At 74.9% G+C, this 21156-nt stretch carries 19 protein-coding genes; 14 read left to right on the forward strand and 5 right to left on the reverse strand.

Annotated elements, in window-relative coordinates:
* Positions 1 to 9: 9 nt before the first annotated feature.
* Positions 10 to 795: an SDR family NAD(P)-dependent oxidoreductase gene (locus tag GA0074696_RS15550; RefSeq protein WP_088961769.1), complete on the reverse strand. Its 786-nt coding sequence runs from the start codon at positions 793 to 795 to the stop codon at positions 10 to 12.
* Between the two features lie 212 nt (positions 796 to 1007).
* On the opposite strand from GA0074696_RS15550, the gene GA0074696_RS15555 reads away from it, so the two are divergent.
* Positions 1008 to 1439: a nuclear transport factor 2 family protein gene (locus GA0074696_RS15555; protein WP_088961770.1), complete on the forward strand. Its 432-nt coding sequence runs from the start codon at positions 1008 to 1010 to the stop codon at positions 1437 to 1439.
* Between the two features lie 102 nt (positions 1440 to 1541).
* Here the strand turns inward: GA0074696_RS15555 and GA0074696_RS15560 are convergent, their stop codons facing one another.
* Both GA0074696_RS15560 and GA0074696_RS15565 read right to left on the reverse strand, forming a co-directional pair.
* Complete coding sequence (locus GA0074696_RS15560) at positions 1542 to 2054, reverse strand: nuclear transport factor 2 family protein (RefSeq protein ID WP_231925445.1); 513 nt, start codon at positions 2052 to 2054, stop codon at positions 1542 to 1544.
* A gap of 267 nt (positions 2055 to 2321) precedes the next feature.
* Positions 2322 to 4547, reverse strand: coding sequence for a family 43 glycosylhydrolase (locus GA0074696_RS15565; RefSeq protein WP_088961772.1), 2226 nt, complete (start codon positions 4545 to 4547; stop codon positions 2322 to 2324).
* Positions 4548 to 4679: 132 nt separating this feature from the next.
* Here GA0074696_RS15565 and GA0074696_RS15570 point away from each other — a divergent pair, with 132 nt between their 5' ends.
* From GA0074696_RS15570 to GA0074696_RS15600, 6 genes are all read left to right on the forward strand, one after another.
* Positions 4680 to 5420, forward strand: a complete 741-nt coding sequence (locus tag GA0074696_RS15570; protein WP_088961773.1) for an ArsR/SmtB family transcription factor — start codon at positions 4680 to 4682, stop codon at positions 5418 to 5420.
* A 330-nt stretch (positions 5421 to 5750) separates the two neighbouring features.
* Positions 5751 to 6728 (forward strand): cytochrome P450, encoded by a 978-nt coding sequence (locus GA0074696_RS15580; protein ID WP_157745959.1) that lies wholly within the window; start codon positions 5751 to 5753, stop codon positions 6726 to 6728.
* Positions 6725 to 7525: an isocitrate lyase/PEP mutase family protein gene (locus tag GA0074696_RS15585; RefSeq protein ID WP_088961775.1), complete on the forward strand. Its 801-nt coding sequence runs from the start codon at positions 6725 to 6727 to the stop codon at positions 7523 to 7525. Before GA0074696_RS15580 ends, GA0074696_RS15585 begins: the two co-directional genes overlap by 4 nt.
* A 98-nt stretch (positions 7526 to 7623) precedes the next feature.
* Entirely contained in the window at positions 7624 to 8592 is a 969-nt protein-coding gene (locus GA0074696_RS15590) for a hypothetical protein (RefSeq protein ID WP_088961776.1), read from the forward strand.
* Positions 8593 to 8597: 5 nt separating this feature from the next.
* A complete protein-coding gene (locus GA0074696_RS15595) occupies positions 8598 to 10199 on the forward strand; it encodes an asparagine synthetase B family protein (protein WP_088961777.1) in 1602 nt (533 codons plus the stop codon).
* Positions 10200 to 10294: 95 nt separating this feature from the next.
* Complete coding sequence (locus GA0074696_RS15600) at positions 10295 to 11227, forward strand: PfkB family carbohydrate kinase (protein ID WP_088961778.1); 933 nt, start codon at positions 10295 to 10297, stop codon at positions 11225 to 11227.
* A gap of 103 nt (positions 11228 to 11330) precedes the next feature.
* Here GA0074696_RS15600 and GA0074696_RS15605 read toward each other — a convergent pair whose 3' ends face one another.
* Entirely contained in the window at positions 11331 to 11552 is a 222-nt protein-coding gene (locus GA0074696_RS15605) for a DUF2188 domain-containing protein (RefSeq protein WP_088961779.1), read from the reverse strand.
* A gap of 114 nt (positions 11553 to 11666) precedes the next feature.
* Between GA0074696_RS15605 and GA0074696_RS15610 the strand changes: the two genes are divergently transcribed.
* Entirely contained in the window at positions 11667 to 12662 is a 996-nt protein-coding gene (locus GA0074696_RS15610) for a linear amide C-N hydrolase (RefSeq protein ID WP_088961780.1), read from the forward strand.
* Positions 12663 to 12722: 60 nt separating this feature from the next.
* On the opposite strand, the gene GA0074696_RS15615 is transcribed toward GA0074696_RS15610, so the two are convergent.
* Complete coding sequence (locus tag GA0074696_RS15615; RefSeq protein ID WP_088961781.1) at positions 12723 to 14204, reverse strand: LVIVD repeat-containing protein; 1482 nt, start codon at positions 14202 to 14204, stop codon at positions 12723 to 12725.
* A 138-nt stretch (positions 14205 to 14342) separates the two neighbouring features.
* On the opposite strand from GA0074696_RS15615, the gene GA0074696_RS15620 reads away from it, so the two are divergent.
* From GA0074696_RS15620 to GA0074696_RS15645, 6 genes are all read left to right on the forward strand, one after another.
* A complete protein-coding gene (locus GA0074696_RS15620; RefSeq protein WP_088961782.1) occupies positions 14343 to 15020 on the forward strand; it encodes a DUF305 domain-containing protein in 678 nt (225 codons plus the stop codon).
* Positions 15021 to 15112: 92 nt separating this feature from the next.
* Positions 15113 to 15760 (forward strand): pentapeptide repeat-containing protein, encoded by a 648-nt coding sequence (locus GA0074696_RS15625; RefSeq protein ID WP_157745961.1) that lies wholly within the window; start codon positions 15113 to 15115, stop codon positions 15758 to 15760.
* Between the two features lie 81 nt (positions 15761 to 15841).
* The gene (locus GA0074696_RS15630) at positions 15842 to 17071 is read left to right on the forward strand and encodes a sensor histidine kinase (RefSeq protein WP_088961784.1); all 1230 of its coding nucleotides are present in this window, start codon (positions 15842 to 15844) and stop codon (positions 17069 to 17071) included.
* Positions 17068 to 17733 (forward strand): response regulator, encoded by a 666-nt coding sequence (locus tag GA0074696_RS15635; protein WP_088961785.1) that lies wholly within the window; start codon positions 17068 to 17070, stop codon positions 17731 to 17733. Before GA0074696_RS15630 ends, GA0074696_RS15635 begins: the two co-directional genes overlap by 4 nt.
* A gap of 149 nt (positions 17734 to 17882) precedes the next feature.
* Positions 17883 to 18659, forward strand: coding sequence for an ABC transporter ATP-binding protein (locus GA0074696_RS15640; RefSeq protein WP_088961786.1), 777 nt, complete (start codon positions 17883 to 17885; stop codon positions 18657 to 18659).
* 5 nt (positions 18660 to 18664) lie between these two features.
* Positions 18665 to 21145: an ABC transporter permease gene (locus GA0074696_RS15645; protein WP_088964596.1), complete on the forward strand. Its 2481-nt coding sequence runs from the start codon at positions 18665 to 18667 to the stop codon at positions 21143 to 21145.
* Positions 21146 to 21156 lie beyond the last annotated feature (11 nt).

The raw sequence follows: 21156 nt of genomic DNA on the forward strand, positions 1-21156 counted from the left end.
CGTGACCCATCAGTAGTTGCCGAGCCCACCGCAGACGTTCATCGCCTGCGCGGTCACCGCGGCGGCGCCGTCCCCCATCAGGTACGACACCATCGCGGCGACCTCCTCCACCTCGACGTAGCGGCCGATCGGGACCCGTCCGGTGATCCGGGCGTGGGTCTCGGCCTCGTCTACGCCCCAGATGTCCGCGTAGTGCTCCCGCACCCGTTCGGCCATGGGGGTCTCCACGAAACCGGGGCACACCGCGTTGACGGTGATGCCGGTCTTCGCCAGCTCCAGGCCGAGGGCCTTGCTGAAACCCACCACGCCGTGCTTGGAGGCCGAGTAGGGGGCGGCGTGGACCACACCCTGCTTGCCGCCGGTGGAGGCGATGTTGATGACGCGACCCCAGCCGCGCGCCAACATGCCGCCGGCGGTGAGGACCTGCTTGGTCATCAGGAACACGCTGTTGAGGTTGGTGTTGATGACGTCGAACCAGAGTTCGTCGTCGATCTCGGCGGTGGCGCCGCCGCCCGGGCGTCCGGCGTTGTTGACCAGGATGTCGATCGGCCCGTACCGCTCCACCGCCGCGCCCACGAACCGCGCGACGTCCGCCGAGGACCGCACGTCGCAGCTACGGCCGTCGACGTCGAGCCCCTCCGACTGGAGGCTCTTGACGGTGTCCGCGACCGCCGACTCGCGGCGGGAACAGATGTAGACCCGTGCCCCGCTGCGAGCGATCGACCGGGCGACCGCCAGCCCGATTCCGCTGGTGGCCCCGGACACGATCGCCACCCGCTGGCTCTGCTCCGACATTGGCTCCCCTTCACCGCACGGCTGACTGTGACGACGCCGAGGATCACCGTCCGTCCTCGAACACCGGTCGAGGGTGCCTGGAGAGCCGGGCGTCGAGGGCCGGGCCGCGCGCCCGGCCTTCGAGCCGGATTCGAGTCCGGACGGTCATCGTGGTGCCGCCGGGGCCCGCCGTCCGGTGCCCCCGTCCAGGCCAGCCATCCCGGAGGTCACCCATGCCGATGTCCACCTCGTTCACCGAGCTGTACACGGAGGTCCAGCAGTTCTACGCGCGGCAGATGCGCCAGCTCGACGAACGCAAGTTGGAGGCCTACGCCGAGACGTTCACCGAGGACGCGGAGTTCGGTCACACGCCCGGACGCGAACCCGCCCGGACCCGGGCCGGCATCGCCGCCGACCTGCACGAGTTCCACAAGCAGTTCGAGAACGACCCGGTGCAGCGCCGGCACTGGTTCAACATGATCGACCTGGAACCGCAGGACGACGGGAGCATCCGCTCGACCTGCTACGCGCTGGTGATCACGACGCGCCCGGGTGGTAAGCCGGACATCGCGCCGAGCTGCGTCGTCCGGGACGTGATCGTGCGCGGCGAGGACGGCGGTCTGCTGCTGCGCTCCCGCAAGGTCGAGCACGACCAGCTCTTCTGAACCGGCGACGTGCCGGTCGCCCGGCGCGCTCGGCCCGGGTGGGGCGGCCGTGCCGCCCGGGCGACGGCGCCGTACGTGCCATCGCCCGGGTGGCCTGACCGGTCAGGCCCCGGCGGGCTGGGGGATGAGCACGACCTGCGATGCGGTCGACATCCACGTGGGTCGGATCTCGAGGCGGGAGAACCGCCAGCCGTCGGCGGTGCGGACGAAGCGGAAGCGGTAGTCGCCGGCGAGGACCCGGACGGCGGGCGGGTCGTTCTCGACGAAGACGGCGGTCAGGTTCGCCTGCCCCGACGCCCGGTCGCCGTCCTGCTCGACGAGCAGGTGCGCCATCGAGTGCTGGAGTCGGTGGTAGTGGGCGTGGTGCTGCCGCGCCTGCTCGACCAGGCTGGTACGGCCCTCGTCGGTGCCACCCGGCGTCACGGCGACCGCTTCCGGCGTGAACAGCGCGTCCGCGTCGCCGAGGCAGCGGCCGTCCAGCCACCTGCCGAGCCGGGCCACCAGCTCGGAGATCTCGCGGTGGTCGGTGAGGGCCCGGAGCTCACGCCGGAGCGCGACGAGTTCCTCGTCGGGCGTCGGTGCGGTCCGGATCGTGCCGGTGGAGTTCTGCGTCATGGTCACCTCGAGAGTCCTGGATGTCGAGTCGTCGCGGCCGCCGTGTCGGGTGCGTCGGCGCGCTCCGGTCACGGCACCGGTCGACGCCGGCCGCGGGCGCGGATGGCCGGCCCACGGAGCCGGTGGACATCTTCCGTTCTAGCCGAGTCGGAACCGGCTGTGGCGCGATGCAGGATTCCAGACCGGACTCGAATTCGGCTCGAAGCGCGCCCGGGCAGGGCCGGCCCGGCGGGTGCGGCGCCACGTCGGCGCGCACCCGCCGGGGACTCATCCGTGGAAGCGGACGTAGTCGAAGACCGCCGTCACCGGCGGCTGCGCGCCGCCGTGTGCGACCAGGCCGATCCGTGGAGTCGCGTCCGCCGGGAACGTCCACACCCCGCCCCACGTCCAGCTCGTCCCGTCCCGGCTGGAGCCGGCCCGGAACTCGTGCTCGCCGGTGGCCGGGTCGACCCGGTGGGCCAGCCGCAGCCAGGTGGTGGTGGCCGGGGTGCCGACGATGTTCCCGCCGTAGACGGGCTGGCCGGCGAAGGGCAGCTCGTAGCCGTACTCGACCTGGCGGGTGTTCCAGATCGCCACCTGGGCCAGCCGGGCGAACCGGTCGTCGTCGACGTACGCGACCAGGCCGGCCTGCTGGTAGTTGCGGACCGTCTCCTCGCCCAGGTCGAGGGTCACCTTCGTCTCGACCACGTAGTCGCCGGTCGGCGCGTCGCGCAGCAGCACCCCGGCGGTGTTGCCGGTGCCGGTGAGGTCCGCCGCCTGCACCGGCCAGCGCAGCGCGCCACCGGAGACGGTCGCCGCCGGATCCTCGCGGACCCAGCGCCACGCCGGGTCGAGGCCGTCGGCGAACTCGTCGGAGTACGCCGGCAGCACCTCGCCGACGCGGGGCTCCGGCACCGCCCGTGGGGCGGGTCGGTGCAGCCGGGCGACGCTGACGTTGTCGAACTCCGCCGCGCCGCCGGTCGCAATGATGGTGAGCCGGCCGACCGTCGGCCGGGTCAGCCGCAGCGACACCACGGCGAGCTGGTCACCGAGCCGGGCCGGGCTCAGCTCGGCGACGAGCTGCCGGCCGCGCACCTCGACGGCGAGGTTGTGCCGGTCGGCGGGGTCGAGAGCGGCGGGCAGGGGCGCACTTGCCGTCGCGCCGCCCGCCTCCCGGGCGACGAGCCGGCCGGCGGCGGCGTCGAGGCGTACCTCGACCCGGCCGACGGTCAGTCCGGCCGCCGCCGCGCCGGTGAGCCGCAGGTCGGCCTCCGCGCGCAGGTCGCCGCCGGTCACCGTGCGGCTGGTCAGCGCGCCGGTGCCGGTGAGGTGGCCGTCAGCGACGTGCCACGCGCCGCTGCCGGTCCAGCCGCCCAGCGCCGGGGAGTCGAAGCGGGCGTCGAGCCGGGCGGTGGTCACCGGCGCCCGGCGGTCGCCGTCGGACGGGCCGGCGCCGGCGTTGACCCGCGGCCAGCCGTCGATCCAGTCGAGGCGGTCGATCAGCATCGGCCGCTCGTTGATGCCGAACGGCTCGTCCAGGTACGGGTCGGCCCGGTCGATGGCGTGGTAGACGATCCAGTCCTGCCCGGACAGGTCGGTGAGGAACCCGTTGTGCCCGGTGCCGATCCAGCGGTTGCCGTTCTGGGTGAGCACCGGCGTGCCGCCGGCCCGGGAGGCGGTCAGCGGGATGCCGTCGCGGTCGACGAACGGCCCGCGTGGGCTGGTCGCGCGGCCCACCTGGACCGAGTAGCCGGTGGCCGGGCCGGCGCAGCAGTTGGCGGTGGAGGCGAAGAGGTAGTACCAGCCGTCGTGGCGCAGCACGTAGCTGCCCTCGAACTTGTTGTCGATGGCGACCAGGGTGGGCGCGCCGACCGCGCGCAGCCCGTCGGCGGAGAGCTCGGTGACCGAGATGCCGCCGTAGTAGCTGCCGTAGTAGAGGTAGTGCTTCCCGTCGACGTCGGTGAACTCCGACGGGTCGATGGTCCAGAGCCAGCCACCGCCGCCGCCGGGACGCGGCGCCACCACCGGCTGGTCGGCGAAGGTCCACGGGCCGGTCGGGGTGGGGGCGGTCGCCGCGCCGATGGCGAAGTCGCCGCCGTCGGGGGAGACGGTGGTGTCGGTGACGGTCACGTACATGACCCACCGGTCGCCGACCCGGCGCACGTCGGGGGCCCAGAAGCCGGCGTCGGCCGTGGCGTAGGGCGGGCGTTGGTCGGGGCCGAAGGCGTCGCCGAGGTAGGTCCAGTCGACCAGGTCGGCGGAGCGGGCGGTGGGCACCCGGTGGAACCGCTTCTCGCCCTCGCGCAGCGGGTCGGTGGTGCCGTAGGCGTACCAGAAGCCGTCGTCGCCGCGGACGACGACGGGGTCGGCGAAGGTGTCGGCGAACCCGGCGGAGACCGGGTTGCGGTAGCGGTCGGGGGTGTCGGCTCCGGCGGTGGCGGGCGCGGAGGCGACCGCCGCCAGGAGCAGACCGAGTACGGCGGCGAGCGCGCCGCCGCGGCGGAGTTGACCCATCAGACCTGCCTCGGTTGGGGTGAATGGGGTCGGTGTGTCATTCCGTCCAGTTCTACAACGATGAATACAACGTTGTAAAGGTGTCGGCACTGGTCGGTGCCCACCGAAGGGTCGCCGTGGCACCCTTGGCGGATGACCGCTGCGCCCACCGACGGCCGCCGCCTCGCCGACCTGGCCGCCCTGCTCGCCGACGACACCCGGGCCGGCATCTGCCTGGCCCTGCTCGACGGGCGGGCGTGGACGGCCGGCGAGCTGGCGCGCGCTGCCGGGGTGGCCCCCTCCACCGCCAGCGAACACCTCACCCGACTGGTCCGGGGCGGCCTGCTGGTGGAGGAGCGCCAGGGACGGCACCGCTACCTGCGGCTGGCGGACCCGGCGGTGGCGCAGCTGATCGAGGACCTGGCCGGGCACGCGTCGCCGGCGCCCCGCCCGGCCGGATCGCTGCGCGTGGCCACCGCCGACGCCGCCCTCGCCCACGCCCGGACCTGCTACGACCACCTCGCCGGGCGGCTCGGCGTCCGGCTGCGCGACGCCCTGCTGACCCGCGGTCTGCTCGACGGCGCGGACGGTCTCGCGGTGACCCCGGCCGGCCGGGACTGGCTGGCCGACCTCGGCGTCGCGCCGCTGCGCGGCGGCCGGCGGCCCCTGGTGCGGGACTGCCTGGACTGGACGGAGCGCCGTCCCCACCTGGCCGGCGCGCTCGGCGCCGCGCTGTGCCGCCGCTTCGCCGAGCTGGGCTGGACGACGCGCGGCACCGGGCGCAGCGTGCGGGTCACCCCGGCCGGCGTGGCGGCGCTGCACCAGGTGCTGGGGATCGACGCCGGCGAGCTGGTGCCGCCCCGCCGCGACGGTGGCGGCGGCGGACGCGCCTGACCGGCCCAGCCGGCCCGACCCGCGCGGTCGTCCCGCCGGCGGCGGCGCGCTGACCAGCGGAGCCGGCCCGACCCGGGCGGTCGTCCCGCTGGCGGCGGCGCGCCTGACCAGCGGAGCCGGCCCGACCCGGGCGGTCGTCCCGCTGGCGGCGGCGCGCCTGACCAGCGGAGCCGGCCCGACCCGGGCGGTCGTCCCGCCCGAACCGGGGCAGCCCCGACGCGCCTGACCCGGCCGAGGCCGACATCACCGGCCCGAGAGTGCCGCCGAGGCCGGCATCGGCCCGGCAGAGTTCGGTCGGTGCCGAAGCGATCCGCCCCTAGCGTCGGGCGGATGAGCGACCCGACGCCCCTGATCCCGCCCGGCCCCGACACCCCGGCCTGCGGCCCGCCGACCCTCGACGGCGGCGTCTGGTCGGTGACCCGCCACGCCGACGTCTGCGCGGTGCTCACCGATCCGGACTTCCGGGTGCCCGAGGCGGCGTCGGGACCGCCCGACACCCTCGCCTGGCTGCGCGGCACCGTCGCCCGGTTCAGCGGGCCGGACCGGCATCCCGCCCGGCGGGCCGCCGCCGTCGCCGCGCTCGCCGACTGCGCGCCGGACGGGCTGCGGCGCGACGCCGCCCGGCTGACCGCCGAGGAACTCGACCGCGACCCGCTCGCCGGGGCGGCGCGGCTGGCTCGGGGCGTACCGCTGCGGGTGCTGGCGGCGCGGCTCGGCCTGGCCGATCCGGCGGCGGTGCCGGCGGTGACCGTCGTGGCCGCCGCCTACCAGCCCGGTGCGGGGCCGGCCGCGGTGCGCCGCGCGGACCGCGCGGTGGCGGCGCTGGTGGCGATGTCCCCGGCGGGGCCGCCCGAGACGCTGGCCAACCGGATCGGGCTGCTGGTGCAGGCCTGCGCCGCCACCGCCGCGCTGATCGACACCGCCGCCCGGTACGCCCCGGCGGTGCCCCCGTCCGTGCCCACCGCGGCGCTGCTGGCCGAGGTGCTGCGCCTCGACCCACCGGTACGCGCCACCCGCCGGATCGCCGTCCGCCCGGCCCGGGTGGGCGGGCAGCCGGTCCCGCCCGGCGCGGAGCTGGTGCTGCGCTTCGACGCGGCGAACCGGGACCCGGCGGTGGTCACCGCGCCGGACCGGTTCGCGCCGGGTCGGTCGGTGCTGACCTTCGGCGCCGGGCCGCACGGCTGCCCGGGTGAACAGCACGCGCTGGCCCTGGCCGCCGGGGTGGTGAACGTGCTGCGCCAACGCCCCGGCACGGCGACCCGACCGGAACTCGGACCGGCGCGCACCCGACCGGCGGTGCTCCGATGAGCGACCGCCACGCCGCCTTCCGCGCCCTGCACCGCCCCGGTCGGCCGCTGGTGCTGCCCAACGCCTGGGATCACGCCTCCGGCGCCGCCCTGGCCGCCGCCGGCCACCCGGCGGTGGGCACCACCAGCCTCGGCGTGGCCGCGGCCGCCGGCCGGCCGGACGGGCTGGCGGCCACCGCCGAGGAGACCCTTCGCCTCGCCGAGCTGCTGGTCCGGCTGCCGGTGCTGGTGACCGTGGACGTCGAGGCCGGCTTCAGCGACGACCCGTCGGCCGTCGCCGGGTACGCCGCCGAGCTGGCGGCCCTCGGCGTGGTCGGGATCAACCTGGAGGACGGGCGGCCCGACGGCCGCCTCGCCGATCCCGCCCTGATGGTGGCGAAGATCGAGGCGGTCCGGGCCCGGGTGCCCGGGCTCTTCGTCAACGCCCGCACCGACGCCTGGTGGCTCGGCCGGCCCGACCCACTGGAGCAGGCGCTGCCGCGGGTGCGGGCGTACCGGCGGGCCGGAGCGGACGGCGTCTTCGTTCCGGGGGTCGCCGACCCGGACGTCGTCCGGCGGCTGGCCGACGCGGTCGACGCACCGCTGAACGTCCTGGCCCAGCCCGGTGGACCGGCACCGGCGGCGCTCGGCCGCCTCGGGGTGGCCCGGGTCAGCACCGGCTCGCTGCTGTTCCGGGCGGCGCTGGCCGCCATTGTCCGCACCGCCGACGCCGTCCGGACGGGGACGGTGGAGCCGGATCCGGCGCTGCCGTCGTACGCGGACGTGCAGCGGATGACAGCGACCGGTCGTCGCCCTTAGGGGTGGATGGGAGGATTGCTCGGACTTTCCCTGTTCCGGGTGCTTACGGTGTGTTTCAGGTTCATCCGCACCGTGTCGTACCGGGAGAGGACCCGACCATGCGCGTGCCCAGCCGAAGTTCCGGCCCCCAGCCCGGCCCGTCCGTCTCCTCGCCCGCCCCGGCGCGCCGGTCGCCCACGCCGGGCCGGGCCCGCGCGGTGCCGACCGCCCCGCCTGACCTCGACGCGTACCGCGACGCCGTGGCGGAGCTGCTGGTGGAGGTGGGGGCGCTCGCCGACGCGACGTCCAGCGCGGCCCGCCAGGTGCTGCTCGACCAGCGGTTGCGGGAGCCGGCGATCGCCGCGGTGCTCGACGCGACCCCGCAGGGGTTCATCGGCGCCCGCGAGACGCTGCTGCTGGAGATGGCCCGCTACCAGCCCAACGAGCGGACCTCGGCGACCGACCTCACCGCGCTGGTCCGGATCTACCTGCTCTCCCGCATCGACGTGATGTGGTGGCGGGACACCACCACCTTCCTCACCGACGACCAGGTCGACACCCATCCGGACCTGGTCGACCTGGAGTGGCTGCGCCGGCGCGGGCTGCTCGCCTTCCGTTACCAGGAGCAGCCGGCCACCGTGCTGGGCCGGGGCGTACGGGCGGTGCGCCGCAAGCTCCGCCCGGACGCCACCCCGCGCACCGCCGGGGTGAAGTTCCGGCGCACCCGGCGGGAGGTGGTGGCGCTCCTCAACGACCTGGCCCGCGAGCTGGCCCGGGCCACCCCGCCGGCCACCCCGCCGCTCTGGGTGACCAGCCTGGTGCGCAGCGCCGAGCACCAGTACCAGCTGCGCCGTCTCGGGTACGCCGCGATGGTGCCCAGCGGGCACTGCCTCGGCTGGGCGGTGGACGTGGAGATGGCCTGGTTCGCGCGCTTCGGCGTCCGGGACACCCTGGCCGAGATCCTGCTCGCCCGGCAGGCCGCCGGTGAGATCAACGTGGTCGACGAGGGGCAGGCCTGGCACGTGTGCCTGGCACCGGGCGCCCGCGCCCGGCTGCGCTCGGCCTACGAGGCGGAGATGGGGGCCTGAGGCGGATGTGCGGCATCGCGCTCAGCGCCGGCCCCGAGGCCGACCCGGCGATCTTCCGCCGGATGCTCGCCGTCCTCACCCCCCGGGGCGAGGTCACCGAGACCCGGCAGGAGGCCGGCCTGCTCGCCGGCGTACGGCGGCTGCGGATCGTCGACCGGGACCGGGCCGTGCAGCCGTTCACCTCCGCCGACGGCCGGTACGTCCTCTGCTACAACGGCGAGGTCTTCAACCACCACGAGCTGCGCGCCGAGCTGACCCGGGCCGGGCACCCGTTCCGCACCGCGAGCGACACCGAGGTGGTGCTCGCCGCGTTCCTGCGCTGGGGCGAGCAAGCGGTGCACCGGCTGCGCGGGGAGTGGGCCTTCGCCGTCGCCGAACGCGCCTCCGGCCGGGTCTATCTGGCCCGGGACCCGCTCGGGGTCAAGCCGCTCTACTGGGCCCGCACGCCCGGCTGCCTGCACGTCGCCTCGGAGGTCAAGGCCCTGGTCGGGCTGCGCGCCCCGGTCGACGAGGTGCCGCCCGGGCACCACGGTTGGGCCGACCCGGACGGGCGGGTGGAGCTGGCGGCGTACCTCGACCTGCTCGCCCTCGGCGAGGGACTGCCCGAGGTGGACGACCCGGACGAGGCCGCCCTGCTCGTCCGGGCCGCGATCAGCGACAGCATCCGGATGCGGGTGGACACCGACCTCACCGTCGGGGTGGTGCTCTCCGGCGGCCTGGACAGCTCGCTGGCGCTGCTGCACGTCCGCGAGCTGCATCCGGACTGCGTGGCGGTGACCGTCGGGGTGCCGGACAGCCCCGACGTCGCGTACGCGCGGCGGCTCGCCGCCGACCTCGGCGTGCCGCACGAGGTGGTCCAGCTGCGCCCGCGCGACATCCGGCTGGTCGACGTCCGGCAGGCGATCCGGATCTCCGAGCTGACCGAGTACGGCGACATCATCAACGCGGTGGTCTCCGTGCCGATCTTCCGGCGACTGCGCGAGCTGGGGATCAAGGTGGTGCTCACCGGCGACGGCTCCGACGAGCTGTTCGGCGGCTACCCGATGTACCACCAGGCCGGCCCCGACCGGGCCCGCCGGCTCTTCCTCCACAAGATCCGCAACCTCTGCCGTACGGAGTTGCAGCGGGTCGACCGGGCCAGCATGGGCCACGGGGTGGAGGCCCGGGTGCCCTTCCTCGACCTCAGCGTGGTGGAGCTGGCGATGCGGTTGCCGCTGGCGCTCAAGATGCGCGACGGGCAGGAGAAGTGGATCGTCCGGCGGGCGTTCGCCGACATCCTGCCCGACTACATCCGGCGGCGGCCGAAGAACCCGATGTCGTACTCCTCGGGTCTGCACGAGCGGGCCCGGCTCTACAAGCCGTTCTTCTCCCGGCTGCACCGCCGGTTCGGCTACGACCTGCTGGAGCCGGTCCGCCGCGACTTCGACAGCGTGCTCACCCGCTGTGGCAACGACCTGGACCGGGCCATCGCCGACGGGCTGGCCCGACCCGACTACACCGTGCTGGAGCACGCCCGGGACCTGGTCGGGGCGGCGAAGTGGAACGCCGCCCCGCTGGTCCGCCGGCTGGTCGGGCCGCGTCCCACCCGCGAGGCGTCGGTGGGCTGAGTCCCGGCCGCCCGCCGACCGGCCCGGGCGGAGGATGACGGGGTACGCCGGGAGTGACGGACATGCCGGCGGCGCGGGCGGGTAGTACGGCCGGCATGGCGGAACCGGACGTGATGGTGGTGGGTCAGGTGGCCCGGGACCTCGTCCTGCTGGTCGACGAGGTCCCGGCCGCCTCCGGAACGGCCCCGGTGCGGCGCCGGCGGGAGCTGCTCGGCGGCAAGGGGGCCAACCAGGCCGTCGGCCTGGCCCAGCTCGGTGTCGACGTCGGACTGCTGGGCGTCGTCGGTGACGACGAGGTCGGGGATTCGCTGCTGGCCCTGGCCCGTGCCGACGGCGTCGACGTGCGGGCGGTGCGTCGCCGACCGGGCACCGCGACCGGCCTGATCGTCGATCTGGTCGACGCGAAGGGCCGCTGGCACTATGTCGAGGACCTGCCGCCGGGCACCCTGCTCACCGCCGAGGACGTGCTCGCCGCCGCGCCGTTGCTGCGGGCCGCCCGGGCGGTGATGGTGCAGCTCCAGCAACCCCTGCCCGCGGCGCTGGCCGCGGCCCGCTGCGCCCGCCGGGCGGGCCGCCTGGTGGTGCTCGATGGGGCGCCGAAGGACCGGGCCGGGGCCGCCGAGCTGCTGGTTCTCGCCGACGTGCTGCGCGCCGACGCCCGCGAGACGCGGCTGCTCACCGGCACCGCGCCGGCGGATGCGGCCGGCGGCCTGCGCGCCGCCCGGGAACTGCTCGGGCGTGGGCCGTCCCTGATCGCCGTGGAGGTGGACGGGGTGGGCAACGCCTTCGCCTGGCCCGACGGCGACCTCTTCGTGCCGCTGAGCGACACCCCGACGGTGGACACCACGGGCGCCGGGGACGCCTTCGTCGCCGCGCTCACCGCCGGACTGCTGCGGGGCGAGCCGCGCGAGCAGATCGCCCGGCGCGCGGTGGCCGCGGCGGGAGCCACCGTGGGCCGGCCCGGGGGCCGGCCGGAACTCACCGAGGCGACGATCGCCGCGCAGCTGGCCCGGATCCCCGTCGGCTGAGGCGTGACCGGCGGCCCCATGACCGCCACACAAATCAACGGCGGCCTGCCGGAACCGCCTGTGACCAGGTGGTCCCGGCAGACCGCCGGAGGGGGAGCGCCGGTCAGCCGGCGGGCGGGAACGGGTCGTTCTGGTACGTGTACTCGGTCTCGATCTTCCCGTCCGCGGTGTGCACGACGAGCTGGCTGGGCTCGTTGGCGTGCGCCACCTTGCGGCCCTCCTCGACCGCGCGGTGCTTGGTGTCGTACGAGCCGAGGCTCCGGCTGCCCTGCTCGACCTTCCAGGAGCCGGCGTTCGGCACCACGTGGTATTCGTTGCGCTTCATGGGCGCTCTCCTCTCGTCCGTCCGGATCCAGGTACCCGAATGCCCGAAACGGAAAACCGGTGTCGCCCGCGGCCGGTGGACAACCTCTGGCCCCTCCCATAGCGTTCCGGAGATATGCGGAGGACTCTCCTGGGCGCCGGGCTCGCCCTGCTGCTCGCCACCACCGGCTGCGCCGGCACCGACGACACGCCGCCGTCGCCGGCCGGCGACAAGGTGCCGGCCGCGTCCCGGCAGGACGCCGACGAGGTCGGGCGCACCCTGGCCAGCCTGCGCCGGGTCGACAAACTGCCGTTGTACGAGATGACCTACGTCGGCCGGTACGACGCGACGGTCGGCACCGACGCGGAGCCGGAGGCGAGCCCGTTCGGCTGCTCGCTCTTCGCCGCCAGCGGCGACCCGGCCCGGCCGCTGTTCGCCCGCAACTTCGACTGGGCGGCCAACCCGGCGATGGTGCTGCGTACCGACCCGCCGGACGGCTACGCCTCGGTGTCCCTGGTGGACCTGTCGTACCTCGGGATCGGCGCGGACCCGACCGGCGACCGGCGGCTGCTGGACGCGCCGCTGCTGCCCTTCGACGGGATGAACGAGCGCGGGCTCGCGGTCGGCCTGGCCGCCGACGACCACGCGAAGGTCACGCCGGTGCCCGGCCGCCCCACGGTCGGCTCGGTGCGCATCCTGCGGCTGGTGCTCGACTCCGCCGCCACGGTGGACGAGGCGGTGGCCGTCTTCGGCCGGTACAACCTGGACTTCGACGGCGGGCCGCCGCTGCACTACCTGCTCGCCGACGCGACCGGCCGCTCGGCCGTGGTGGAGTTCGTGGACGGGGCGATGCGGGTCCAGTTCGGCGAGGGCCGCTGGCAGGCGCTGACCAACGTGCCCGTGGTCGGGGTGTCCGAGAAGGAGCGCCGCGCCGACCGCCGCTACGGGGCCATCGCGGCCGCGCTGGAGAGCGCCGGCGCCCGAGTGGACGCCCCGGCGGCGCTGCGGATCCTCGACCAGGTACGGCAGGGCCACACCCGCTGGTCGGTGACGTACGGGCTGCGCAGCGGCGAGGTGCGCCTGGTCACCGCGACCGGCAAGGAGCGGCGCTACCGGCTGCCGATGGACTGACCCCCGGCGTACCCGCAAGGGCCCGGCCCCCGACGGGGACCGGGCCCTTCCGACGTGGCCCTACCAGCTCAGGTAGCCGGCCTGGGTCTGCACGTTCAGCTCGCGGAACCGGACCAGGTCGGCCGTCCAGGTCCGCCAGTCGTTCAGCTCCAGCACGTCCAGACCCTTCTGGATGTCACTGGAGTAGATGCGCCCGTTGTAGTAGTACGTCGACCAGGCGCCACCCGTCACGAGTTGGGTGTCCGACAGCGGGCCCCGCTCCCAGAACCCGATCTCCTTCGGCTCGGCCGAGTCGGTGAAGTCCCAGACCGAGACGCCGCCCTGATACCAGGCCTGGACCATGATGTCGCGGCCGAGCACCGGGATCAGCGAGCCGTTGTGCGCCACGCAGTTCTCGGTGTCCGCGTTGACCCGCGGGATCTTGTAGTAGCTGCGGAAGACCATCGTCCGGGCGTCACCGCGACCGGTGATGTCGTAGATGGCGTCCGCGCCACGGTTCGGCCCGACGACCTCGTTGCAGGTGGCCGCGCCGCCGCCGCCCAGCTCGTCGGTGAAGACGACCTTGGTGCCGGTGTTGTTGAACGTCGCCGAGTGCCAGAAGGCGAAGTTCACCGTGTCGCGCACCCGGTTGATCACCCGGGGCGCCTCGCGGTCGGAGATGTCCATCAGGATGCCGTCACCCATGCAGGCGCCGGCCGCCAGGTCCTTCGCCGGGTACGCGGTGATGTCGTGGCAGCCGCTGGTCGCCGAGGTCTGCCCCGGGATGCCTCCGTACCCGCCGTCCGGGAAGAGGTTCGGGGTGGCCACCACGGCGGCGGCGGTCGGGTCCTTCACCGGGACCTTGACGATGGAGATGGAGTCGTGCGGCGGCTGGCAGTCCGGGAACTCGGCCCGCGGGCTGTACGACGAGACGTACAGGTAGACCGAGCGGCGGTCCTTGGCGGGGACCAGGGTGTGGGTGTGCGAGCCGCAGGCGGTCTCGACGGCCTTGACGTAGCGCGGGTTGGCCTTGTCGCTGATGTCGAAGACCTTGATGCCCTCCCAGGACTCCTTGACCGAGGCCGACTGCGCGGTGCTCGCGCAGGAGTCGTCGGTGCGGGAGGAGTCGGTGGAGAGGAAGAGCAGGTCGCCGTAGATGGAGATGTCGTTCTGTGACCCGGGGCAGAGCACCTGCGACACGATCTTCGGGGCGCTGGGCTGGCCGATGTCGTAGATGACGAACCCGTTGTAGTTGCCGACGAAGGCGTACCGGCCCTGGAAGGCCATGTCCGTCCCGAGCGAGGCCAGGGTGTCGAACGGCGCCTGCTTCGGCAGGTTGGCGATCTGACGCAGGTTGGGGCTGCTGGAGATCTCGTCCACGCCGAGGCCGGCGGTGGTGGCCGTGGCGGTCTGTGCGGTGGTGGCCGTGGCGACCGCCTCCGCGTCGGGCGTCACGGCGGCGTTGCCGGCCGGGGCGGTGGCCACGCTCGCCACCAGGAGGCCGGCCGCGGCCAGGCTCACGATTCTCAGCCGGCGTCGTCGGGGGAGGGAAAATCTGATCATCGGCAGGGCCCTTCGACAGGGGTTGATGATTGTGGACACCTTACCTTCCGGCGATGGTCATCGATGTGATCTACGTCACATGAAAGGGTGGTCGTCAATGGATACCATCGCTGCGACCTCGACCGGAGGGGGAGTCGCATGACCGCCCGACGTGGACGGACCCTGCTCGTCGTCACAGTCGCGGCCGTGGTGCTGGTGGCGCTCGGGCTCGCGCTGCGGCCCACCGACCGCCCCGCCCCGGCGACCGCCGGATCGACCGCCGCCGCCACCCCGGCGCCGGCCGACGGCCCCGCCGTCATCGTCCCCGGCCGTCCCGGCGAGTCGGCCGTCGCCCGCCCGGCCGGGGAGGTCCGCGACACCGCGCCGCCGCGCTACAACTCCCTCGACGTCTGGTTCGTGCGGATGATGATCCCGCACCACCAGCAGGCGCTGGAGATGGCGGAACTCGCCGAGGACCGGGCCGCGAGCGCGAAGGTCCGGGCGGTGGCCGACCGGATCCGGGGCGCGCAGGGGCCGGAGATCGGCATGATGCGCGGCTGGCTCAGCGCCCGCGGCCTGCCGGCCGAGGTGCCCGGCCACGACCACGGCACCATGCGCGGCATGCAGTCGCCCGAGGCGATCCGCCGCCTGGCCGACGCCCGGGGGGCGGAGTTCGACCGGCTCTTCGTGCAGATGATGACCGCGCACCACCAGGGCGCGGTCACGATGGCCACCGACCTGCTCTCCGTCGGCGCCGACCAGCAGCTCAACGAGTTCGCCAACTCGGTGGCCACCGAGCAGTCGGTCGAGATCGACCGGCTGCGGGAGTTGGTCTGAGGCGGTCGGTCGGGAGCCCCCGCCGGCGGAAGGAAGGGCGACGGCGAGGTGGTGTTCGACAAGTGAGCAGATACAGGCGGAGCGTCGCTGACGTGATCCGCTGGCCGGACAGTCCCGACGCCAGAGCGGCGATCGAGGAGTGGCTCGGCGCCGCTGCCGCGGACACCACGTCGTACCTGGCGGGCGACCATCTCGATTTCCGTGGGGCGGACCTGAGCAATCTCGACCTGGCGGGCGCCTACCTGGGCAATTCCTGCCTGGTCGGTGTCCGGATCGAGGACGCCAACCTCGGCGACGCGAACCTCAACAACGCCGAACTCGACGGCGCCGACCTCTCCTTCTCCGACCTGGCCAAGGCCGAAATGGTCGGCTGCTCGGCGCGGAACGCGCGATTCTCCAGGGCGCGGCTGTTTTCCGTGCAGTTCGACGAAGCCGTTCTGGCGGGAGCCGATCTCAGCCACGCGATCCTCAATTCGGCGAAGCTCTACAAGACCGATCTGCGGGACGCCGACCTCGCGTTCTCCAGCCTGCGCTGGTGCACCTTGGGCGGGGGGAACATGTCTGCGGTGCTCAGCGGTGCGAAGATGTTCGGCTGCAGGCTCGAGGGTGCGAAGGGGACGATCGTCGGCCCGGTCCTCGTCGACCAGGCCGCGACCCGGCCGCTCGACGGTGCCGAACTCGAGGCATGGTTCTCGGCACAGGACGCGCAGGACGTGCGGGTGGCACCTCGCCCGCGGTAGCCCCCAGGTCAGGCGAACCGTCGGGGAGATCCAACCGCCGGCCGGCGCCGGGCGGCGGCGGCGACCCGCCCCGTACGCTCGGTGACCGTGAACCGCACCGCCTTCGGCCGGCCGCTGCGCTCACTCGCCTTCGACGTCCTCGTCTCCGGCGTGGTGGCGCTGCTCGCCGTGGCCGCCGTGGTCAGCCAGCCGGGCGGCGTGCCCGCCACGCTGGTCGGTTGCGCCATGGCGATCGCCCTGCTGTGGCGCCGGGTCCACCCGTCGGCGGTGGCGGCCGTGGTGGCCGCGCTCGCGATGGTGCAGGTGATCGCCGGGTGGGGGCCGCTGGCCTACGACATCGGCGTGCTGATCGCCCTCTACAGCGTCGTCAAGTACGCCGAGCGGTTGCGTGACGGCGTGCTGGCCGGGATCGTCGCGGCGATCGGCGTGCTGCTGGCCGCCTCGCAGACCGTCGGCAACGCCGCCTGGTGGGCCACCGCCATCTACTTCGCGCTGGTCACCGGCGGGGTGTGGCTCGCCGCCCTGAACGTGCGCACCCGCCGCCTCTACGTGCTCAGCCTCGAGGAACGCGCCGCCACCCTGGAGCGCGAGCGGGAGGCCGAGGCCCGCGCCGCGGTGGCGGGGGAGCGGGCCCGGATCGCCCGGGAACTGCACGACGTGGTGGCGCACAGCATGGCCGTGATGATCGTCCAGGCCGACGGGGCCCGGTACCTGCTCGACCAGGACCCGGAGACCGCCCGCGCCGCGGTCAAGGTGGTCGCGGACACCGGCCGGCAGGCGCTGGAGGAGATGCGCCGGCTGGTGGACGTCCTGCGGGAGCCCGGCCCGGCGGAGCCGCCCGCCACGGCGGAGGCCTCGGACGACGCCGCCGTCGCCGCCGACCCGGAGCACCGGCGGCCGGCGGTCGCCGAACTGCCCGCGCTGCTGGACCGGTTCCGCGACGCCGGGCTGCGGGTGCGACACACCGTCACCGGCGAACCGGCCGCGCTGCCCCCGGGCCTGGACCTCACCGTCTACCGGGTGGTGCAGGAGGCGCTGACCAACGCGCTCAAGCACGCCGGGGTCGGCGCGAGCGTCACGGTCACCCTGGAGCACGTCCCGGACGCCGTCGTGGTCCGGGTGGTCGACGACGGGCACGGCCGCCCGCCGGTCGGTCCCGCGCCGTCCGGCGGGCACGGCCTGGTCGGCATGCGCGAGCGGGTCAGCGTGTACGACGGCAGCCTCGTCGCCGGTCCCCGGCTGGCCGGGGGCTGGCGGGTCGAGGCGCGGCTGCCGCTACCGTCGGCCCCCGGGACGGAGGTGGTGGCATGACAGTCCGCGTGGTGATCGTGGACGACCAGGCGCTGGTGCGCGCCGGGTTCCGGATGGTGCTGGACTCGCAGCCGGACCTGGAGGTGGTCGGCGAGGCCATCGACGGCGCGGACGCGCTGCGGCTGCTCGCCCGCACCGAGGCGGACGTGGTGGTGATGGACGTCCGGATGCCCACCATGGACGGGGTGGAGGCGACCCGTCGGATCTGCCGGGACCGCCCGGCCGGCCCGCCCCGGGTGCTGGTGCTCACCACCTTCGACACCGAGGCCGACGCGTTCGCCGCGCTGCGCGCCGGGGCGAGCGGCTTCCTGCTCAAGAACGTGCCCCCGGAGGAGCTGCTCGCCGCGATCCGGGTGGTCGCCGCCGGTGACTCGGTGGTCGCGCCGTCGATCACCCGCCGGCTGCTGGACCGGTTCGCCGACCGGTTCGGACCGGGGCCCACCGAGGACCCCCGGCTGGCCCAGCTCACCGACCGGGAGCGGGAGATCCTGCTGCTCGTCGCGCAGGGGCTCTCCAACGCCGAGATCGCCGGCCGGGTGCACGTCGCCGAGGCGACCGTGAAGACCCACGTCGGGCGGATCCTGGCCAAGCTCCAGCTCCGCGACCGGGTGCAGGCGGTGGTGCTGGCCTACGAGAGCGGGCTGGTCACGCCGGGAGGCTGACCGGCGCTACGACCTGGGTCGTACGGGTCCGCCCGGTCGGGGGCGACCTGGGGCGTACCGACCTTGACCGCGCGGGCGGACGCCACCGCGGGCGGCGCTCCATAGCGTCGGAGACGTCCTGGTCACCGACTGCACGGGGAGCCCTCCGCATGTCCCTCGCCCCACCCGTCCCGGCCCGTACCGGTGTCGCGGTCACCGCCCGCGGCCTGCGCAAGGAGTACGGGCGCGGCGCCGCCCGCGTGGTCGCCCTCGACGGCGTCGACGTCGACTTCGCCGCCGGCCGGTTCACCGCCATCATGGGCCCGTCCGGCTCGGGCAAGTCGACGCTGATGCACTGCCTGGCCGGCCTCGACAGTCCGACGGCGGGCACCGTCCGGCTCGGCGACACCGAGACCGCCCGCCTCGACGACAAGCGGCTCACCCTGCTGCGCCGGGACCGGATCGGCTTCGTCTTCCAGAAGTTCAACCTGCTGCCGGCGTTGACCGCCGAGGAGAACATCCTCCTGCCGCTGGCCATCGCGGGCCGGCGGGCGGATCCGGCCTGGCTGCGGCAGGTGGTGGCGGCCGTCGGCCTGGCCGACCGGCTCGGGCACCGGCCGGCCGAGCTCTCCGGCGGGCAGCAGCAGCGGGTGGCCGTCGCCCGGGCGCTGGTCACCCGCCCCTGGGTGGTCTTCGCCGACGAGCCGACCGGCAACCTGGACTCCCGCTCCGGCGCCGAGGTGCTGGGACTGCTCCGGGAGGCCGTCGACACCCTCGGGCAGACCGTGGTGATGGTGACCCACGATCCGGTGGCCGCCGCGTACGCCGACCGGGTGGTCTTCCTCTCCGACGGCCGGCTGGTCCGTGAGCTGGCCGCGCCCACCGCCGAGCGGATCCTGGACGCGCTCGCCGGCCTCGACCCGGTCGCCCCGGCGCGGGGGCGGTGACCGCGATGATCCGGTTGACCCTGCGCTCGTTGCGTGCCGACGCGCTGCGGCTGCTGCTCTCCTCCCTGGCGATCGTGCTCGGCGTGGGCTTCGTCGCCGGCACCCTGATGCTCACCGACGGCATGCGGGCCGGCGCGTACGAGCGGGCCGGCACCTTCGACCGGCACACCGACCTCGGCGTGTACGCCGGGACCGACCCCCTCCCGCCCGCCCTGGTCGACCGGGTGCGCGCGGTCGACGGGGTGGCCGCCGCCGAGGGGGAGCTGACCGGTTCCGGCGGGGTGGTCGGCTCCGACGGCCGCCCGGTGCTCGGCTACGGGGTGCTCGCCGCGATCCCCACCGACCCGGCCCTGCGCTCGTACGACCTGACCGCCGGCCGGTTGCCGGACCGTCCCGGCGAGGTCGTCCTCGACGCGTCCACGGTGCGCGAGGAGGGCTTCACCCTCGGCGTGCCGGTCCAGGTGGGCGGGTCCACCGGGGCCGCCCGGGCGTACACCCTGGTCGGCGCCGTCGACGTGGCCGGCACCGCCCGCGACGTCGGCGGACCCTTCATCGGCCTGGTCGGCGCCGACGCCCTGGCGGTGACCGGGGAGCGGGGGTACGGCCGGATCATGGTGACCGTCGCCCCGGGCACGTCCCGCGAGGCGGTGGCCGAGCGGCTGGCCGGGGTGACCACCACCGGCGCGACCGTGAAGTCCCGTCAGCAGATCCTCGACGACGCGGTGGACGACGCGGTCCGCGACCTGGAGCAGTTCGGCATGATCCTGCTGACCTTCGCCGGGGTCGCGGTGGTGGTGGCCGGGTTCGTCATCGCCAACACCTTCGCCATCGTGCTCGCCCAGCGGACCCGGCGTACCGCCCTGCTCCGGCTGGTCGGCGCCACCCGGGGGCAGGTCTTCCGGGCCACCCTGCTGGAGTCGGCGGTGCTCGGGCTGAGCGCCTCGGCGCTGGGGGTGCTGGCCGGCGCCGGCCTGGCCGCCGGCCTGGCGGCGGGGCTGTCCACGCTGGACCTGCCGCTGACCGGCGAGGTCATGCTGACCCGGTCGACGGTGCTGCTCTGCGTGGCACTGGGCACCGCGATCACCGTGGCCGCCGCCTGCGTACCCGCCTGGCAGGGCACCCGGGTCGCCCCGGTGGCCGCACTGACCGACGCCGCCGTGCAGGTGACCCGCCGCGCCGGCCGGGTCCGGCTGACGATCGGCGCGCTGGTCTTCGCCGCCGGGGTCGCCGCGCTGGCGGTGGCCGCCACCGTGGGCCAGATCGCGCTGGTCGCCCTCGGCGGGATGCTGACCTTCTTCGGCATCGTGCTCTACGGCCCGGTGCTGGTGCCCGCCCTGGTCCGGCTCTTCGGCGCGCCCGCCCGGCTGCTCCTCGGCGCCACCGCCGGGCTGGCCGTGGCCAACGCCGTCCGCAATCCGCGCCGGGTCTCGGCGACCGCCACCGCGCTGGTGATCGGGATCGGTCTGGTGTCGGCGTTCGTGGTCGGCGCCGGCAGCGTGAAGGTCGGCATCGAACGCGCCGTGGACGCCCAGATCGGCGTCGACTACCTGGTCACCGGCGTCGGCAGCGACCTGCCGGCGGCACTCGCCGACGAGCTGGCCGCCCGGCCGGAGCTGGGAGTGGTGCACGAGCGGCGCACCCGGGTCGTCGACGGGGTGGAGATCCGCGCCGCGCATCCGGCGCTGGTCGGCCGTACCCTGACCGGCACGGTGGCCGGCGACGACGGCGAGCTGGGCCCGGGCGCGGTGCTGGTGCACCGGCAGCTCGCCGAGGCGCGCGGCTGGACCGTCGGCACCCCGGTGACCCTCGCCGGCCGGTCCTTCCGGGTGGCCGCGGTGGTGACCGCCGAAGAGGCCGCCCAGGCGGACCCCGGGGTGGCCGAGGGACATGTGGTCGACATGGTCGACGCCGACTTCGCCCGGCTCTTCCCGACCCGGCGCGGCTTCCTCGCCGAGGTGGATCCCGCGGACGGAGTCCCCGCCGAGCAGGCCCGGGCGGCGGTCGAGACCGTCGTCGCGCGGTACCCGACGGTCAACCTGATGGACCAGGCCGCCTACAAGAAGATGCTCACCGGCACGGTCGACATGCTGCTGGCCTTCGTCACCGCGCTGCTCGGCCTGGCCGTGGTGATCGCCCTGGTCGGCGTGGCGAACACGCTGAGCCTCTCGGTGGTGGAGCGGACCCGGGAGAACGCCGTGCTGCGGGCGGTCGGCCTCACCCGGGGCCGGATGCGGGCCATGCTGGCGGTCGAGGCGGTGCTGATGGCGCTGGTCGGGGCGGTGCTCGGGATGGCGCTGGGCACCGGGGTCAGCGCCGGGGCGATGGCCTTCGTGGCGAGGATCGGCGGGGAGTTCACTTTGGTGCTGCCCTGGGGGCGGCTCGGGCTGATGCTCGCGGTGGCGGTGCTGGCCGCCCTGCTCGCCTCCGTGCTGCCGGCCCGCCGGGCGTTGGGCCGGCCGGTGGTCGAGGCACTCGGCGCGGAGTGACCCGGCGGTGG

Source organism: Micromonospora purpureochromogenes, assembly GCF_900091515.1.
GTDB lineage: Bacteria > Actinomycetota > Actinomycetes > Mycobacteriales > Micromonosporaceae > Micromonospora > Micromonospora purpureochromogenes.

Coding starts and splice junctions, on each gene's coding strand:
- GA0074696_RS15560 (WP_231925445.1), bottom strand. CDS start 2,054: ATGACGCAGAACTCCACCGGCACGATCCGGACCGCACCGACGCCCGAC.
- GA0074696_RS15590 (WP_088961776.1), top strand. CDS start 7,624: ATGCGCGTGCCCAGCCGAAGTTCCGGCCCCCAGCCCGGCCCGTCCGTC.
- GA0074696_RS15565 (WP_088961772.1), bottom strand. CDS start 4,547: ATGGGTCAACTCCGCCGCGGCGGCGCGCTCGCCGCCGTACTCGGTCTG.
- GA0074696_RS15600 (WP_088961778.1), top strand. CDS start 10,295: ATGGCGGAACCGGACGTGATGGTGGTGGGTCAGGTGGCCCGGGACCTC.
- GA0074696_RS15550 (WP_088961769.1), bottom strand. CDS start 795: ATGTCGGAGCAGAGCCAGCGGGTGGCGATCGTGTCCGGGGCCACCAGC.
- GA0074696_RS15645 (WP_088964596.1), top strand. CDS start 18,665: ATGATCCGGTTGACCCTGCGCTCGTTGCGTGCCGACGCGCTGCGGCTG.
- GA0074696_RS15605 (WP_088961779.1), bottom strand. CDS start 11,552: ATGAAGCGCAACGAATACCACGTGGTGCCGAACGCCGGCTCCTGGAAG.
- GA0074696_RS15555 (WP_088961770.1), top strand. CDS start 1,008: ATGCCGATGTCCACCTCGTTCACCGAGCTGTACACGGAGGTCCAGCAG.
- GA0074696_RS15610 (WP_088961780.1), top strand. CDS start 11,667: ATGCGGAGGACTCTCCTGGGCGCCGGGCTCGCCCTGCTGCTCGCCACC.
- GA0074696_RS15615 (WP_088961781.1), bottom strand. CDS start 14,204: ATGATCAGATTTTCCCTCCCCCGACGACGCCGGCTGAGAATCGTGAGC.
- GA0074696_RS15640 (WP_088961786.1), top strand. CDS start 17,883: ATGTCCCTCGCCCCACCCGTCCCGGCCCGTACCGGTGTCGCGGTCACC.
- GA0074696_RS15595 (WP_088961777.1), top strand. CDS start 8,598: ATGTGCGGCATCGCGCTCAGCGCCGGCCCCGAGGCCGACCCGGCGATC.
- GA0074696_RS15635 (WP_088961785.1), top strand. CDS start 17,068: ATGACAGTCCGCGTGGTGATCGTGGACGACCAGGCGCTGGTGCGCGCC.
- GA0074696_RS15585 (WP_088961775.1), top strand. CDS start 6,725: ATGAGCGACCGCCACGCCGCCTTCCGCGCCCTGCACCGCCCCGGTCGG.
- GA0074696_RS15580 (WP_157745959.1), top strand. CDS start 5,751: ATGAGCGACCCGACGCCCCTGATCCCGCCCGGCCCCGACACCCCGGCC.
- GA0074696_RS15620 (WP_088961782.1), top strand. CDS start 14,343: ATGACCGCCCGACGTGGACGGACCCTGCTCGTCGTCACAGTCGCGGCC.
- GA0074696_RS15570 (WP_088961773.1), top strand. CDS start 4,680: ATGACCGCTGCGCCCACCGACGGCCGCCGCCTCGCCGACCTGGCCGCC.